Below are 15,591 nucleotides of genomic sequence, written 5' to 3' on the forward strand. Positions count from 1 at the left end.
ATGGCATCGCATGCCCGGCGACTGCTGCAGATGGCACGCCCGCGTACGCCCGAGTCGTTGCCGCAGCGGCTGGACCGCCGGCGCATCTATGTGCTGCCCACCCGCTTCGGCCTGTTTGTGGCCTGCCTGCTGGTCGCGATGCTGCTGGGCGCGCTCAACTACAACAACAATCCGGCCCTGTTGCTGGCGCTGCTGCTGACCGCAGCCGCGATCGCCAGCACCATCGCCGCACACCTGCAGCTGTCGGGCGTACAGATCGATGCGATCTCCGCCGAGCCGGTGCCGGCCGGGCAACCGCTGCGCCTGCGCGTGGACCTGTCGCTGCGCGACCCACGGGCGCGCCACGGCCTGCACCTGCAATTGGGGAACAGCGAAGCGTGGCTCGACCTGCCCGCGCACGGCCGCGGCGAAGCCGCGCTGGAAGTGCCCAGCGAACGCCGTGGCTGGCTGGAGCTGCCTCGCATCCGCCTGTCCAGCACCCAGCCGCTTGGCTTGGTCAGGGCGTGGTCATGGGTGTGGCCGGAAGAACCCCTGCTGGTCTACCCGCTGGCCGAAGCGAAGGCACCGCCGCTGCCGCAGCAGGGCAGCGATCCGCTGCACACCCGCGCCCATGCCAACGGCGAGGAACTGCACCAGCTGCGCCCGTATCGCGCCGGGGATCCCCCCCGCAGCATTGCCTGGAAACACTCGGCGCGCCGCGACACGCTGCTGGTACGCGAGTATGAAAAACCGATAGGCATCGAGGTCGTGCTGGACTGGCGCGCGCTGGCCCCCTTGGGCCAGGAGGCCCGCATCGCGCGGCTGGCACGCTGGGTGGACAGCGCCGAGCGCGAAGGCCGTCGCTATACGCTGCTGCTGCCGATGCAGCCACCGCTCGGCCCCGGCCAGGGCGCCGGCCACCACCATCTGTGCCTGCGCGCGCTGGCATTGCTTCCCCATGACTGAGCCTGCCCTGCTGCTGGACCGCAACACCCGCACGTGGACGCTGGCCAGCGCCGCACTGGCCTTGTTGCCGCTGCTGCTGCAGCTGCCCACCGCATTGGCCACGTTGATCGCCGTGGCGGCGCTCGTCACCGCAGCACTGTCACAGCGCGGCGTGCTGCCGATGCCGGTGCGGGTACTGCTGGTGCTGGGCATGCTTGCTGCCATCGTCTGGCAGATGGGGGCGGTGCGCCCCGGCCGGGATACCGGTTGCGCGCTGCTGGCGGCGATGCTGGCCATCAAGTCCAGCGAGCTGCGTACCCTGCGCGATGCACGCAGCCTGCTCGGCTTTGCCCTGTTTTCACCGTTTGCTGCCTTCCTGCTCGACCAAGGGCCGCTGACCACCGTGCTCGCGGTGCTGGCCGGCGTCAGCGCCCTGATTGCGCTGCAGCGCCTGGCGCAGGGTGAAGGCCGCAGTGCGCCGCCGCCGCTGACCACGCAGTTGCGCGGTGTCGGTCGCCTGCTGCTGATCGGCCTGCCGCTGGCGCTGGCCTGCTTCTGGCTGTTCCCGCGGTTGGCCACGCCGCTGTGGGGCATTCCCGAACGCGCCGTCGGCACACCGGGGCTGTCGGACACGATGGAGCCGGACAAGTGGCTGGACCTGATGGCCGACGACACCCCGGCCCTGCGGGCGCAGTTCTTCGGCGCGGTTCCAGCGCCGGCACAGCGCTACTGGCGCGGGCCGGTACTGACCCAGTTCGATGGGCATGTCTGGCGACGCGACCGCCGTACCGAAGGTCTGCCGCCAGCCATCGTGGAACACGGCACGGAGGGCTGGGACTATCAGATCGATTACGAACCCACCGACCGTCGCCAGCTGGTCGCGCTGGATCTCCCTACTGCCGCACCAGAGGGCAGCCGGCTGGATGCAGCCCTGAGCCTGAGCAGCGACCGCGCATTGTCCGCACTGAGCCGGTGGCGCCTGCACTCGGCTCCGCCGCAGCGCTTCGATGCCACGCTGTCGTCGTACCAGCGTCGCGCTGCGCTGCAGTTGCCGGAAGGCTTCAATCCACGCACGGCAAGCCTGGCCCGACAGTGGCGGCAGGAGGCGGGCACCGATGACGCCGCCGTGGTCCGTCGCGCCCTGGCGTGGATCACCGCGGACTTCTCGTACACGCTGGCAACACCGGCCCCCGGGCGCGATCCGGTCGATGCATTCCTGTTCGACTACAAGGCCGGCTACTGCCAGCATTTCAGCTCTGCCTTCGTGGTGCTGATGCGCAATGCCGGCATTCCCGCGCGGGTGGTCACCGGGTTCGCCGGCGGCACGCGCAACCGGATCGGCGACTACTGGGTGCTGCGGCGGATGGACGCCCACGCCTGGGCTGAGGTGTGGCTGCCGCAACGCGGCTGGGTACGCATCGATCCGACAGCGGCAGTAGCACCCGAGCGCATCCTGGACACGCTCGACGATCGCCTGCAGGCCGGGGCCGATACCGGCCTGCAGCACCGCTGGCTGCAGCTGGGCCAGGTCGGCGACTGGATGCGCAAGGGCTGGAACGAACTGGTGCTGTCCTTCGACGCGCGCCGCCAGCAGCAGTTGCTGCAACCGTTCGGGCTGGACGACCTCGGCCCTGGACAGCTGCTGGCCGGCTTCGTGATGGCCGCGTTGCTGGCGCTGGCGTGGATGGCGTGGCTGCTGGCCCGTGGCGAACGCGAGCGTGACCCGCTGCTGCGCGCCTGGCACCGGCTGGGGCAGCGCTATGCGCGGCTGGGTCTGGGCCGCGAACCGCACGAACCGGCCCTGCACTGGGCCCGCCGGGTCCACGCACAGTGCCCCGACCCGGCCCTCATCACACTCAGCCAGCGTTTCGCTGATGCACGCTACGCTGGCACTTGTACCGAGCTCGCCCCATTATTGCGGGACCTGCGCAGGCATCGCCCGACTTCCGGAGCCTCCCCATGAATACCAAGTTCCTCCTCACCGCCGTGGCCGCCCTGGCCTTGTCGGCCTGCGCCACGGCCCCCAAGCCGCTGCAGGGACAGTTCAGCCTGGTTTCCCCGCGCGACTCGGTTGCCACCCAGCAGGTCGGCACGCCGGTGCGCTGGGGTGGCCGGATCATCGAAACCAAGCCCGGCCAGGGCGAGACCTGTTTCCAGATCATCTCGCGCCCGCTCAACGGCAGTGGCCGCCCGAACACCACCTCTTCCGATGCCAGCGACGGCCGCTTCATCGCCTGCCGCGCCGGCTTCTACGATCCGGCCGTGTTCGAAGCCGGCCGCGACGTGACCTTCATCGGCAAGATCGATGGCTACGCCAACACCCGTATCGGCGATTACGACTACCGGCTGCCGAAGCTGTCTGCCGACGTGATCTACCTGTGGCCGGAGCAGCGCCAGGTCGAKGTGGTGCCCTACCCCTACGGACCGTGGGGCCCGGGCCCGTATGGCCCGTACTGGGGCGGTTACCGCGGCTGGGGCTGGTGGTAGTCCAGGCCCGGTACGCATGATGCACAAGGCCGCCCATCGGGCGGCCTTTTTTCATCCACGCCAGGCGTGGATCGACAGCGCACCAACAACAGTAGATCCACGCCATGCGTGGATGGCCGCCTCAACGCCCTGGCGTACCGAAGTGGCCCAGCGGCGCGCCAGCCAGCAGATGCATGTGGATATGGAACACGGTCTGCCCGGCATCTTCGCGGCAGTTCATCACGATGCGGTAGCCGTCCTGCGCGAAACCTTCCCGACGCGCGTACTCGGCGGCGGCCAGCGCCAGCTTGCCGATCAGGTGCGCCTGCGACGGCTGCAGGTCATCCAGGGTCGGAATGATCTCGTTCTTCGGAATGAACAGCACGTGCACCGGCGCCTGCGGTGCGATGTCCTYGAACGCCAGCACGTCGTCGTCTTCATAGACGATGGTGGCCGGGATCTCGCGACGGATGATCTTGCTGAAGAGGGTTTCGCTGCTCATGGTCGGCCTCGGCGGGGTGTTTTCCGCATTGTAGGCCGGTAACGCCGGGGCATGCCCGGCATCGACTCAATCGCGCACTTCGCTGCGGGTGCCGAACGCGTGCGACAGCGTGCCGCGATCGACGTACTCCAGCTCACCACCGAGGGGCAGGCCCTGGGCCAGTCGACTCGGCCGCACCTGGCGGGCACGCGCCAGCTGCGCGAGATAGTGCGCGGTAGCTTCGCCTTCGACGRTGGCGCTGGTGGCAATGATCAGTTCCTGCACCTCCGCCTCGGCCAGGCGCTGTTCCAGCTGCTCCAGACCCAGCTCGCGCGGGCCGATGCCATCCAGCGGCGACAGGCGCCCCTGCAGCACGAAGTAAACGCCGCGATAGCCGGTGGCGTTCTCGATCGCCAGGCGGTCAGCCGGCGATTCCACCACGCACAGCTGGCTGCGCTCGCGGCTGCCATTGGCGCAGGTCGGGCACAGCTCGGTTTCGCTGAAGTCGCGGCACTGCGCACAGTGACCGATGCGTTCAACCGCCTGCGCCAGCGTCTCGGCAAGGCGTTTGCCACCTTCGCGCTCGCGTTCGAGCAGGTGGTAAGCCATGCGCTGCGCCGTCTTCTGGCCTACGCCAGGCAACACCCGCAGTGCATCGATCAGTTGTTCAAGCAGGGGTGCGGACACGGCGGCGTGTTCTGTGGAGCCGAGCGTGCTCGACTGGAAATTGCGGGCAATCGAGCACGCTCGACGCTACACAGTGCATGGCACCCGGCAGTGCGGGTGCCAGACCGGACATCAGAACGGCATCTTCATGCCCGGCGGCAGCTGCATGCCGGCAGTGGCCGAACCCATCTTCGACTTCGACTCGGCGTCGATCTTGTTCGATGCGTCGTTGAAGGCGGCGGCGATCAGGTCTTCCAGCATTTCCGGATCACTGGCCAGCGACGGATCGATGCGTACCTTGCGGCACTCCTTGGCGCCGGTCAGGGTAACGCTGACCATGCCGYCACCGGCGCTGCCGGTCACTTCGATCTTGGCGATTTCTTCCTGGGCCTTCTGCAGGTTTTCCTGCATCTTCTGGGCCTGCTGCATCAGTTGGGCGATATTGCCGCGCATGTCGTCTTACTCGTCAAAAGAACGGATGGAATCGGAAACAACCCGGGCGCCGTGCTGCTGGATCAGCAGCTGGACTTCCGGGTCGTCCATGAAAATGGCCTCGGCAGCCTGCTGCCGCTCGCCACGCTGGCGGTCGGCGCGCTGGTGCAGGGTCTCCGCCGGGACCTGCTCGGTTTCCACGGTTTCGACCACGATCTTCAGCGCGTGGCCAAGGGACTTTTCCAGCACCTCGCCCAACGCTGCCAGCGCGCGCTCGGAGCGCAGGTATTCAAATCCGGGCGAAAGGCCCAGTTTCAAGACCCCATGCTGGCAACTGATGAAGGCCGCATTGGCCGCAAGCTGTCGCGACGGACCGCTGAGGCCACTGTTGGCGATCAGGTCGAGCCAGTCTTCGGCACAGGCCAGGTCACTGACACTGCCTGCCGGCGAGGCTTTTTCCTTTGCCGCAACCGGTGCCGGGGCGATGTCGATACCCTCGGCACGGAACGAACGCTCCGGCGCGGCAACAGCCTCTGCAACCGGCGGTGAAGCCGGCGCCGGCGGCTCGTGCCACGGCGCGACCATGGCCGCGTCGGGCGTTGCCACCTCGGCCGCCAGCGCTTCATCGCGCGCGCCAGCCGCGTCGGTCGCCCACGGCGGCAGGTCATCTGCCTCGGCAGGTGCCTTGGGCGTGGCCGCCTCGGGAGCCAACTGCGCCTTCATCGGCAGCGGGGATCCGGGTTCCTCGACCGGAGCCGGTTCAGGATCCGGGGTCGGATCTGGTTCCGGGGTCGGCTCGGGCTCCGGCTCGGGTTCGCGCTGTGGCGCCGGGTTCGGCGTCTGCGCGGTCGCCTCCGCCAACACGGGTGCCGCAATTGCCTGGGTGACCGCTGCGGCTTCTGGCGCCGCAGCAGCGGCCGGTGCAGCTCCTTCGTGGCTGCCAGCAAGGCCGCCCCCGGTCTGGCCCGTACCGGTCGGTGCGCTGCCACCGGAGGATTCCGGAGTACGCGGCACCGACGGCACGGCAGCCGCAGGGCGGAACGCCAGCATGCGCAGCACGGCCATTTCAAAGCCGGCGCGCGGGCTGGGCGCCAATGGCAGATCGCGACGACCATTCAGGGCCATCTGATACCAGAGCTGGACCACTTCCGGGCGCAGGCGTTCAGCAAACACGCTGGCWTCCAGTCCCTCGGCAGCGGCGGAYGCGCCCGGCACCAGTTGCTGCACCTGGATGCGGTGCAGGCCCTCGGCCAGCGCATCGAGCACCCCGCTCCAGTCCGGCGAGAACTCGGCCAGTGCCGCGACCACCTGAAGCAGGCGCGGGCCATCGCCCTCGGCCAGGGCATCGAGCATGGCCGCCACCTGGGTGCGGTCGACCGTGCCCAGCATGGTGCGCACCACGTCCTCACGCAGCGCACCGCCGGCATAGGCAATGGCCTGGTCGAGCAGCGACAGGCCATCACGCAGGCTGCCGTCGGCGGCCTTGGCCAGCTGCACGATAGCGGTCGGATCCGACTCGATCTCCTCGGCGGCGAGAATGCGGGTCATCTGCCCCTGGATCTGATCTTCATCCAGGCGTTTGAGGTTGAACTGCAGGCAGCGGCTGAGCACGGTGACCGGCAGCTTCTGCGGGTCGGTGGTGGCCAGCAGGAACTTCACATGTTCCGGCGGTTCTTCCAGCGTCTTCAGCAGCGCATTGAACGCGGCCTTGGACAGCATGTGCACCTCGTCGATCAGGTACACCTTGTACTTGCCACGCGAGGGCATGTACTGSGCGTTCTCGATCACCTCGCGCACATCGTCMACGCCGGTATTGGACGCGGCATCGATTTCCAGCAGGTCGATGTAGCGACCGGCGTCGATGTCCAGGCAGGCCGCACACTGGCCGCAGGGATCGGCACTGGTGCCCTGCTCGCAGTTCAGCGACTTGGCGAAGATGCGCGCGATCGTGGTCTTGCCCACGCCGCGGGTACCGGTGAACAGGAACGCATGGTGGACCCGGCCGCTGTCGAGCGCATTGCTGAGCGCACGGACCACGTGTTCCTGGCCCACCAGCTCGGCAAAACGCTTCGGACGCCACTTGCGGGCAAGGACGAGATAGGACATCAGGCCACCGTCTTCCATCGGATGTTCCATTGTGCCACGCCTGTCCAGCCCTCTCGCCCTGCAAACCAGTGCTTGTGTCCTGCCGCTGCGCCCGCTAGAATCTGCGCCCCTGCTGAGGCGTTTGCCGATGGCAGGGATCCGGAGAGGTGTCCGAGTGGTTGAAGGAGCACGCCTGGAAAGTGTGTAAGCGTCTAAACCGCGCTTCGGGGGTTCGAATCCCCCTCTCTCCGCCAGATAAATAAAAAAGGCTGCCCTTCGGGCGGCCTTTTTTATTTATCTGGCGGGGGACGCGAAGTGCGCTGCGCGCGCTTCGCCCCAAACGTTGCTGCGCAACGTTCGGGCCCCTCCCTTCGCCTGCCTCTCCCCGCCCCTGTCGGGGCAGCCCCTCAACAGAGGGGCTTGTTCCCCCAGATACGGCAGTAGATCCACGCCATGCGTGGATGCGCGCCCGCCCGGGTTTGACGGCCCGCAGGGGTAGAGCCGGACAGCAGCCCTTTTTTATTTATCTGGCTGGGGACGAGACGCGCGTTCCGCACGCTTCGCCCCAAACGTTGCTGCGCAACGTTCGGGCCCCTCCCTTCGCCGGCCTCTCCCCGCCCCTGTCGGGGCAGCCCCTCAACAGAGGGGCTTGTTCCTCCAGCTACGGCAGTAGATCCACGCCATGCGTGGATGCCTCGGCCCGGTCGCATCGACTACCCGCCCGTGGTCGAGCCTGTCGGCGCGCACCGCCTTGGCGCCCTCACCTGTCGCTGAACAGCTGGTTCAAGGCCGCATAGCCTGGTGCGCCCTCGGGCATCGCCATCACACCGCCGAGAAAATCCGTGGTCGCCGCAGCCATCGCCGCCCATGCATGCATGAACAAGGCCGGGCCAGCGCTGAGCCGCCGCACACCGGCCTGCGACAGCACAGCGAACGGCGCCATCCCTGGCAGCCACATCAGGTTGAGAGGCAGCGACACGCCGCTGGCAACTGCAGCAGCCTCGTCCAGCGCGCGAAGTCCGGGCACGAAGCCGCCGTCGGCACCGGCACGTGCATAGGCCTGCAGCCGATCGATGCTCATCCTGACCGCCTCATCCTCATCAGCCAGGCCGCGCAGATACACATCGGTGCGCGCATTGATGAACAGCGATCGTCCGCCCAGCGCCGAACGGATGGCGGTGATCTTGYCCACCAGCGCCGCAGGGCTGCCGGCACCGTCTTCGATGTTGATCCCTACTGCACCCGCCTCCACCAGGCGCAGCACCCGCTCAGCGACCGCATCGGGGACATCGCTGTAACCGTCCTCGATATCGACCGTGACCGGCAGCGAGGTCACACCAACAATTTCTGAAACCCGCTGCAGCAGCGCGGTATCCGGCAGCGCACCGCCATCGGCATAACCGCAGGACCACGCCATGGCAGCACTCGATGTTCCCACCGCGACAGCTCCCAGCTGCTGGACCAGGCGGGCGCCACCGGCATCCCATACGTTGGGCAGCACATAAAGACCAGCGCGTTGATGGAGTTGAACGAAGTTCTGGTGAACGTTGGACATGGAACCTCCTGATGACGGGGACCCGCAGTCTGCGTCCGGACCGGTTTCCGGGCTCGCCATGTTCGGACATCAATGGTCCGGACCTCGCGCACAATGTGCCCGCCACCACGATGACAGTCATTCATGACACCCCGCCCCTACCGCTGCACCGACCTCACCGCCTGCCTGTCGATCTTCGACAGCAACGTGCCCACCTACTTCGCACCGGCTTCGAGCGCTTCCTGCACGAACATGCCGTGCAGCGCGCCTTCCAGGTGATCGAGGTCGAGTGCTTGGTGGTGGCCTGCGGCGGCCTCTGGCACTGCGGCGATGGCAGCGCCAGCTTGTGCTGAGGCACGAAGTCGCCACAGACAGGGGCTGGGACGCGCGCTGGCAGTGGCCCGCTTGCATCAGGCTGAAGCAGACCCATCCATCCAGCGCATTACGCTCAGCACCAGCCAGCACACGCAGGGCTTCTATGCCGGCCTCGGCTTCCAGGTGGTACGCGTGGTAGCCGATGGCCACGGCGCCGGAATCGACGCCGTGGAGATGCAGCGCGTGCTGTAACCCGGCTCTCGACGGATCCACGCATGGCGTGGATCCGTCGAAGACACGCGCTGGCTCAGAACCCGACGCGCAGGTTCAACTGGCCACCGATATCGTTGCGACCGTCGCCATGCTGGCCCTGCACGAACAGCGACAGCTGGCTGCTGCGTCCCAGGCCGACGGCCACACCGACCTGGCTGACCAGTGCGTTGCGCGCCATCACGGCACTGTAGGCATCGAACGCATTGCCACCGACGGCGAAGCTCTGCCGGCTGGCCACGTCGGTGTCACCGGACGCATGCTGCCAGCCCAGCCCAACCGTCAGCTGTGCCGGATAGCGCTCGCCGCTGCCCACATCCCAGCGGCCGCGTACGCCGACGGTGCTGACATTGAGCGTGTCCTTGCCGCCCTCCAGTACCAGCGCCGCGCTGCCGCCCTGCTCCACCGCGCGATCGCTGTCCACCCAGTGTTTGGTGAACTGCACATACGGTTGCAGTTGCGTCCTGCCATGGGTCCAGGTCCAGCTGCCTTCGATCTGGGCGATGGTGACATCCGAATCCTGGCGGCTGTGCAGCGTCTGTGCCAGCAGCGGCACTTCACGCGTGGTGCGCGTGCGGTAATCGCCGCGCGACACACTGCCACCGATCGCAAATCCGTTGTTCCACTCGCCCTGCGCATACAGTCCATAGGTGTTGCCACGCAGGCGTGCACGCGACTGGCGATCGTACAGCCGCGTATCCAGCCGCTCGCTGCCCGCCGCCGCCCCCAGCACCACATGCTCGCCGAGCTTCCAATCGACGCCGGCCATCAGTGCATTGCGGTTGGCACGGATCTCGTCACCGTTGCCATCGCCGTCCTGCTTGAACACCTTGCCGCTACCCGCCAGCCATGCCGAAGCACGCTCGCCACGCACCGTCGGCAGCTCGCTGCCAAGACGCTGGCGGATGCCCTCTTCCAGGTAGTTGTCGTACAGCAGCACTGCACGGCTGGCCGCATGCACTTCACCGGAGAGCTGGTTGAACGCGTTGCGCGCGGTGGCGGTGTCGTAGGCCAGCAGCGTGTTGTACAGGCCCAGCGCCGCGCCGGTCTGCGGCAGGCTGTCCAGCGCCGATGCCACGCCCAGCTGGTTGCGGGTCTGCGCAGCCGTGACGAAGGCCGCTGTCTGCTTCACATCGATCTTCAGCTGCGCGGCATTCGCTGTGTAGACCGGGGTCAGTGAGAGGAACGCCGAGGTGGTGGTGGGCGGCACGAACTGCCCGCTGACGCCGCCGCCTGCGTTGATGATCGTGTACTGCTGGCCCTGCTGGTAGCTGGTGTTCGGGTCGATGGCATTGACCACCACCGATGCTCCGCCGATGTTCGCGCTGCCGCCTACCTGCACCACATCACTGCCGGTGGCGCCCAGATCGACCGACAGCGTGCTGCCCGGTGCCAGGTTCAGGTTGCCGCCCACGGTGATCGCGCCCGTACCGTTGCCGCCACTGCTGCCATTGCCCGGGCCGTTGCCCGGCGACAGCACACCGCCGCTGCTCACGGTGACGCCGCCAGCGCTGCCGCCGATGGTGCCGGTACCCGACAACGTGGTGCCGCTGCCGATGGTCCATTGGCCACCGACGGTGCCGGTGACATTCAGGCCACCACCGGTGACCTGACCGGTACCGGTGAATCCGCCACTGTTGCCGCCCAGGTTGAGCAGGCCAGGGCCGGCCTGCACGATGCTGCCCGCGCCACTGATGCTGCCACCCAGCGTGGTGGTGCTGCCGGTGTTGACCACCAGGCCACCGTTGTTGGTGATGTTGCCGGTGACCGTGCCGCTGGCGCCGCCGTTGCCGATCTGCACGGTACCGCCGGTGTTGATCGTGGTGCCACCGGTATAGGTGTTGTTGCCGGTAAGGACCAGCGTGCCGCTGCCGGCCTGGGTCAACCCGCCGCTGCCACTGACCACGCCACCAAGCGTGGCATTGCCGCCGACGTTGAACACCAGGCTGCCGTTGTTGCTGACGTTGCCGGTGATCGCACCCGTGGCGCCACCATTGCCCACCTGCAGCGTACCGCCGGTGTTGATGGTGGTACCGCCGGTATAGGTGTTGTTGCCGGTCAGGGTCAGCGTGCCGGCACCGGCCTGGGTCAGACCGCCGCTGCCGCTGACCACGCCCGCGAGCGTAGTGTTGCCACCCACGTTGAACACCAGGCTGCCGTTGTTGCCGACGTCGCCGATGATCGACCCCGTTGCACCACCATTGCCCACCTGCAGGGTGCCACCGGTATTGATGGTGGTGCCGCCGGTATAGGTATTGTTGCCGGTCAGCGTCAGCGTGCCGCTGCCGGCCTGGGTCAGGCCACCGCTGCCGCTGACGGTGCCACCGAGTGTCGTGTTGCCCAACAGGTTGACCACCAGCGCGCCGTTGTTGGTCACGTCGCCGACGATCGCACCGGTCGCGCCGCCATTGCCGATCTGCAAGGTGCTGCCACCGTTGATGGTGGTTCCACCGGTGTAGGTGTTGTTGCCGGTCAGGGTCAACGTGCCGGTGCCAGTCTGCACCAGGCCACCGCTGCCACCGATGGTGCCACCGAAGGTGGTGCTGGCATTGCTGCCGCCGGTGGTCAGGGTGGAACCGCCGAGCACCACGTTGCCGCTGGCAACACCGGCCAGGCCACCAATGGCCTGGTTGCCGGCCGCACTGATGTCCAGCGTTCCGGCGCCGGCCAGGTTCACCGTGCTGGCCGAGGACAGGCTGCCACCGGCGGCGACCGCCAGGGTGCCGCTGTTGATCGTCGTGGTGCCGGTGTAGCTGCTGGCGCCGCCCAGGGTCACCGTCGCCGCACCATCCTTGAGCAGGCTGCCACTGCCGGCGATGTCACCGTCCAGCGTCAGCGGCGTGCCCCCCAGCAGGGTCAACGTGCCGCTTGCCAGCTGCATGTTGTTGGCCAGGGTCAGCGGCACACTGCCGTCCAGCGTGGCGTCACCGCCTACGGTCAGCGTGCCGGTGCCCAGGGCACCACTGCTGCCCAGCGACAGACCACCGGCATTGAGCGCCACTCCGCCACCGAAGGTGTTGCTGCCGGTCAGGCCGAGCACGCCGGCACCGTTCTTGACCAGGCCACCGGCGCCACTGATGTCCCCGGCAAAGGTGCTGTTGCCCGCTGCGTTGGTGGTCAGTGTGTTGCCGCCAAGGCTGATCGTGCTGCCGGCGACGCCGGACAATGTACCGATGGCCTGGTTGCCACCGCTGGAGATGTCAAAACCTGTACCGGCGTTGGCCAGGTTCACTGCGCCGGTTGCGGCCAGGCTGCCACCGGCGCCGATCGCCAGCGTGCCGGCGTTGATGGTGGTGCCGCCCGTGAAAGTGTTGGTGCCGGTCAATGTTTCGGTACCGGTGCCCTCCTTGATCAGTCCACCGGTGCCGCCGATCGAACCACTGAACACACCATTGGTGGCATCGCCGATGGTCAACGTGTTCGCGCCGAGGTTGACCGTGCCATTGCCGATCAGCGTGCCGAATACCTGCGTGCCGCTGCCGGCCGAAAGATCGAAGGTGGCACCCGTGGCCAGATTGACGATACCGCCTGCGCTGAGGCTGGCACCGGCACCGAGCGCGAGCGTGCCAGCGTTGATGTAGGTGCCGCCGGTATAGGTGTTGGTGCCGTTCAACGTGAGGGTAGCAACGCCGTCCTTGGTCAAGCTGCCGGCCCCCGACAGATTGCCGTTGAGGGTGAGATCGTTGCTGCCAAGTACGGTCAGGCCGGCGTTGAGCACCATGTTGTTGGCCAAGGTCACCGCACCGCTGGAATCGAGCGTGGAAGCGCCCCCAACGGTCAGCGTGCCGGTTCCCAGCGCAGCGTTGTTGCCCACCACCAGGCCGCCGGCATTGAGGGTGACGCCGCCACCAAACGTGCTGGCACCGTTGAGGGTCTGCACGCCGCTGCCATTCTTGACCAGCCCACCGCTGCCGGTCAGGGCACCGTTGAAGGTCGCGTCGGTGGTACCTCCCAGCGTCAGGCTGTTGCCCCCCAACGACACCGTGCTGCCGGCCACGCCCGCCAGCGAACCGATGCTCTGGTTGCCGCCGGCGGAGATGTCGAAGGTGCCGGTACCGGCCAGGTTCACCGCGCCGGTCGGCGACAGGCTGCCGCCCGCCCCGATCGCCAGCGTGCCGCTGTTGATGACCGTGCCGCCGGTGAAGGTGTTGCTGCCGGTCAGGGTGACCGTCGCCGCGCCGTTCTTGATCAGGCCACCATCGCCGGTGACCGCCCCGCCCAGCGTCAATGCATTGCTGCCAAGCAGGTTGAGCGTGGCACCGGCCAGCAGGCCGATGTCGTTGCCGAGGTTCGCAGCGATGCTGCTGTCCAGCGATGCGTTGGCGCCCACGGTCAGCGCGCCGGTACCCAGCGCGGCATTGTTGCCCACCACCAGGCCGCCACCGTTGAGTGCCACCCCGCCGCCGAAGACGTTGGCGCCGCCCAACGTCTGGATGCCCGTACCGTTCTTGACCAGCCCGCCGGTCCCACCGATCACGCCATCGAAGGTCCCGTTGCCAACGCCGCCGAAGGTCAGCGTATTTCCGCCCAGCGCCACGGTGCTGCCAGCGACGCCGTTGAGCGCGCCGATGGTCTGGTTGCCGGCCGCGGAGATGTCGAAGCCGGTGCCCGGCGCGGAAAGCGTGACTGCACCGGTTGCCGCCAGGCTGCCACCGGCACCGATCGCCAGCGTTCCCGCATTGATCAGGGTGCCACCGGTGAAGGTGTTGGTACCGGTCAGCGTTTCAGTACCGGTCCCCTCCTTGATCAGGCCGCCGGTGCCGGCGATGGATCCGCTGAAGACACCGTTGGTCGGTCCGCCGACAGTGATCGAGTTCGCGCCCAGGTTGACCGTGCCACTACCGGTCAGGGTGCCGAAGGTCTGGGCACCGTTGCCCGCGGAGAGATCCAGCGTAGCGCCGGTTGCCAGGTTGACGATGCCGCTGGCGGCCAGGCTTGCACCTGCTCCCAGGGCCAGCGTGCCGGCGTTGACGTTGGTGCCACCGGTATAGGTGTTCACGCCGTTCAAGGTCAGCGTGGCAGCACCATTCTTGGTCAGGCTGCCGGTGCCGGAGATCACCCCGTTGAGCGTCAGCGCGTTGCTGCCCAGCACGGTCAGGCCGGCATTGAGGGCGATGTTGTTGACCAGTGTTGCCGCCAGGCTGGTGTCGAGGGTGGCCGCGCCACCCACGGTCAGCGCACCACTGCCCAGTGCCGCATCATTGCCGAGCAGCAGGCCACCGGCATTGAGGCTGACGCCGCCGCCGAAGGTGTTGGCAGCGGACAGCGTCTGCACGCCCGCGCCCACCTTGACCAGGCCACCACCTCCGCTGATCACGCCATCGAACACCGCATCGGCTGCCGTACCAAAGGTCAGCGAGTTTCCTCCCAGCCCGACCGTCGAACCGACCACGCCATTCAGCGCGCCGATGGTCTGGTTGCCGGTTGCCGCCGATATATCGAAGCCCGCGCCGGCGCCGCCGAGGGTGACGTCACCCCCGACAGCCAGGCTGCCGCCTGCRCCAAGCGCCAGGGTTCCGGCATTGATCGTGGTGCTRCCGGCGTAGGTGTTCGCATTGGCCAGGGTCAGTGTGGCTGCACCGTTCTTGACCAGTGCACCATTGCCGGACACCACGCCGCCGAGCGTCAGCGCATTGCTGCCCTGCAGGGCAAGCGTCGTGCCCGAGGCCAGGTTGATCGCGTTGCCCACGGTGTAGGCGGCGGCAGTGTCCAGCGTTGCATTGCCGCCGACGTTGAGCGCGCCCGTTCCCAGAGCGCCGGCGTTGCCCAACTGCAGGTTGCCGCCATTCAACGCCAGGCCGCCACTGAAGCCGTTGGCGTTGCCGAGGGTCAACGTACCAGCGCCGTTCTTGACCAGACTGCCGGTGCCGGAAATCACGCCATCGAGCGTGAGTGCGTTGCTGCCGATCAGCGTCAGTGCCGAGCCGGCGCCAAGGTTGACCGCATTGGTCAGGTCAAGCGCAATGCTGTTATCCAGGCTAGCGTTCGCAGCAACGTTCAGCGCACCGGTTCCCAGCGCTCCACTGTTGCCCAGCAACAGGCCGCCGCCCGCCAGGTTCAGGCCGCCACCGAAGGTATTGGCACCGTTGAGCGTCAACACCGTGGCGCCGTTCTTCGCCAGGCCACCGTCGCCGGACACCACGCCGCCCAGCGTGATGTTCTGGCTGCCGGGGAGCGTAAGAATCGCACCGGTACCCAAGGCCACGTTGTTGCTCAGGTTCAGCGCAACCGCCGCGTCCAGCGACACGTTGCCGCCGATGTTCAGCGCGCCGGTGCCGGCCGCCGCACTGCTGCCCAGCAGCACGCTGCCGGCATTGAGGTTGAGGCCACCGCTGAAGCCATTGGTGCCGTCCAAGGTCAACCGCGAGGCGCCGTTCTTGGTCAGGCTGCCGACGCCGGAGATGTCGCCGGTCAGGGT

General features: G+C 67.6%; 9 protein-coding genes, 1 tRNA gene and 1 pseudogene. 5 read left to right on the plus strand and 6 right to left on the minus strand.

The features are described from left to right. From AC1DJN_RS10580 to AC1DJN_RS10590, 3 genes are read left to right on the plus strand one after another with little or no spacing between them, the layout of a single operon-like run. Positions 1-945 (plus strand): DUF58 domain-containing protein, encoded by a 945-nt coding sequence (locus AC1DJN_RS10580; protein ID WP_032977361.1) that lies wholly within the window; start codon positions 1-3, stop codon positions 943-945. Continuing rightward, positions 938-2,887, plus strand: a complete 1,950-nt coding sequence (locus tag AC1DJN_RS10585; protein WP_442251301.1) for a transglutaminase TgpA family protein — start codon at positions 938-940, stop codon at positions 2,885-2,887. Before AC1DJN_RS10580 ends, AC1DJN_RS10585 begins: the two co-directional genes overlap by 8 nt. Then, positions 2,884-3,411 carry a Slp family lipoprotein gene (locus AC1DJN_RS10590; protein WP_478039184.1) on the plus strand — a complete coding sequence of 176 codons (528 nt, stop codon included), beginning with the start codon at positions 2,884-2,886 and terminating at the stop codon, positions 3,409-3,411. The genes AC1DJN_RS10585 and AC1DJN_RS10590 overlap by 4 nt, the downstream gene beginning before the upstream one ends. A 121-nt stretch (positions 3,412-3,532) precedes the next feature. Here the strand turns inward: AC1DJN_RS10590 and AC1DJN_RS10595 are convergent, their stop codons facing one another. The 4 genes from AC1DJN_RS10595 to dnaX form a co-directional block, all read right to left on the minus strand. Beyond that, the gene (locus AC1DJN_RS10595; protein WP_478039185.1) at positions 3,533-3,892 is read right to left on the minus strand and encodes a histidine triad nucleotide-binding protein; all 360 of its coding nucleotides are present in this window, start codon (positions 3,890-3,892) and stop codon (positions 3,533-3,535) included. A 66-nt stretch (positions 3,893-3,958) separates the two neighbouring features. Next, complete coding sequence (gene recR / locus AC1DJN_RS10600) at positions 3,959-4,558, minus strand: recombination mediator RecR (protein WP_478039186.1); 600 nt, start codon at positions 4,556-4,558, stop codon at positions 3,959-3,961. 111 nt (positions 4,559-4,669) lie between these two features. Then, complete coding sequence (locus tag AC1DJN_RS10605) at positions 4,670-4,990, minus strand: YbaB/EbfC family nucleoid-associated protein (protein ID WP_478039187.1); 321 nt, start codon at positions 4,988-4,990, stop codon at positions 4,670-4,672. A gap of 6 nt (positions 4,991-4,996) precedes the next feature. Next, positions 4,997-7,093: a DNA polymerase III subunit gamma/tau gene (dnaX, locus tag AC1DJN_RS10610; protein ID WP_478039191.1), complete on the minus strand. Its 2,097-nt coding sequence runs from the start codon at positions 7,091-7,093 to the stop codon at positions 4,997-4,999. A 122-nt stretch (positions 7,094-7,215) separates the two neighbouring features. On the opposite strand from dnaX, the gene AC1DJN_RS10615 reads away from it, so the two are divergent. Further along, positions 7,216-7,308, plus strand: a tRNA-Ser gene (locus AC1DJN_RS10615). A gap of 506 nt (positions 7,309-7,814) precedes the next feature. On the opposite strand, the gene AC1DJN_RS10620 is transcribed toward AC1DJN_RS10615, so the two are convergent. Next, on the minus strand, positions 7,815-8,609 hold the full coding sequence (locus tag AC1DJN_RS10620; protein WP_478039188.1) for an isocitrate lyase/PEP mutase family protein: 795 nt from the start codon (positions 8,607-8,609) through the stop codon (positions 7,815-7,817). A 123-nt stretch (positions 8,610-8,732) separates the two neighbouring features. On the opposite strand from AC1DJN_RS10620, the pseudogene AC1DJN_RS10625 reads away from it, so the two are divergent. After that, positions 8,733-9,155: pseudogene (locus AC1DJN_RS10625) on the plus strand (GNAT family N-acetyltransferase). A gap of 55 nt (positions 9,156-9,210) precedes the next feature. Here the strand turns inward: AC1DJN_RS10625 and AC1DJN_RS10630 are convergent. Then, the coding region (locus AC1DJN_RS10630) for an autotransporter-associated beta strand repeat-containing protein (protein WP_478039189.1) at positions 9,211-15,591 on the minus strand (6,381 nt) is incomplete at its 5' end.

The organism is Stenotrophomonas sp. 05L414_2 (assembly GCF_056397905.1).

What these genes read in the sequence shown, in the direction of transcription:
- AC1DJN_RS10580 (WP_032977361.1), top strand. Translation starts at nt 1, where the DNA reads ATGGCATCGCATGCCCGGCGACTGCTGCAGATGGCACGCCCGCGTACG.
- AC1DJN_RS10585 (WP_442251301.1), top strand. Translation starts at nt 938, where the DNA reads ATGACTGAGCCTGCCCTGCTGCTGGACCGCAACACCCGCACGTGGACG.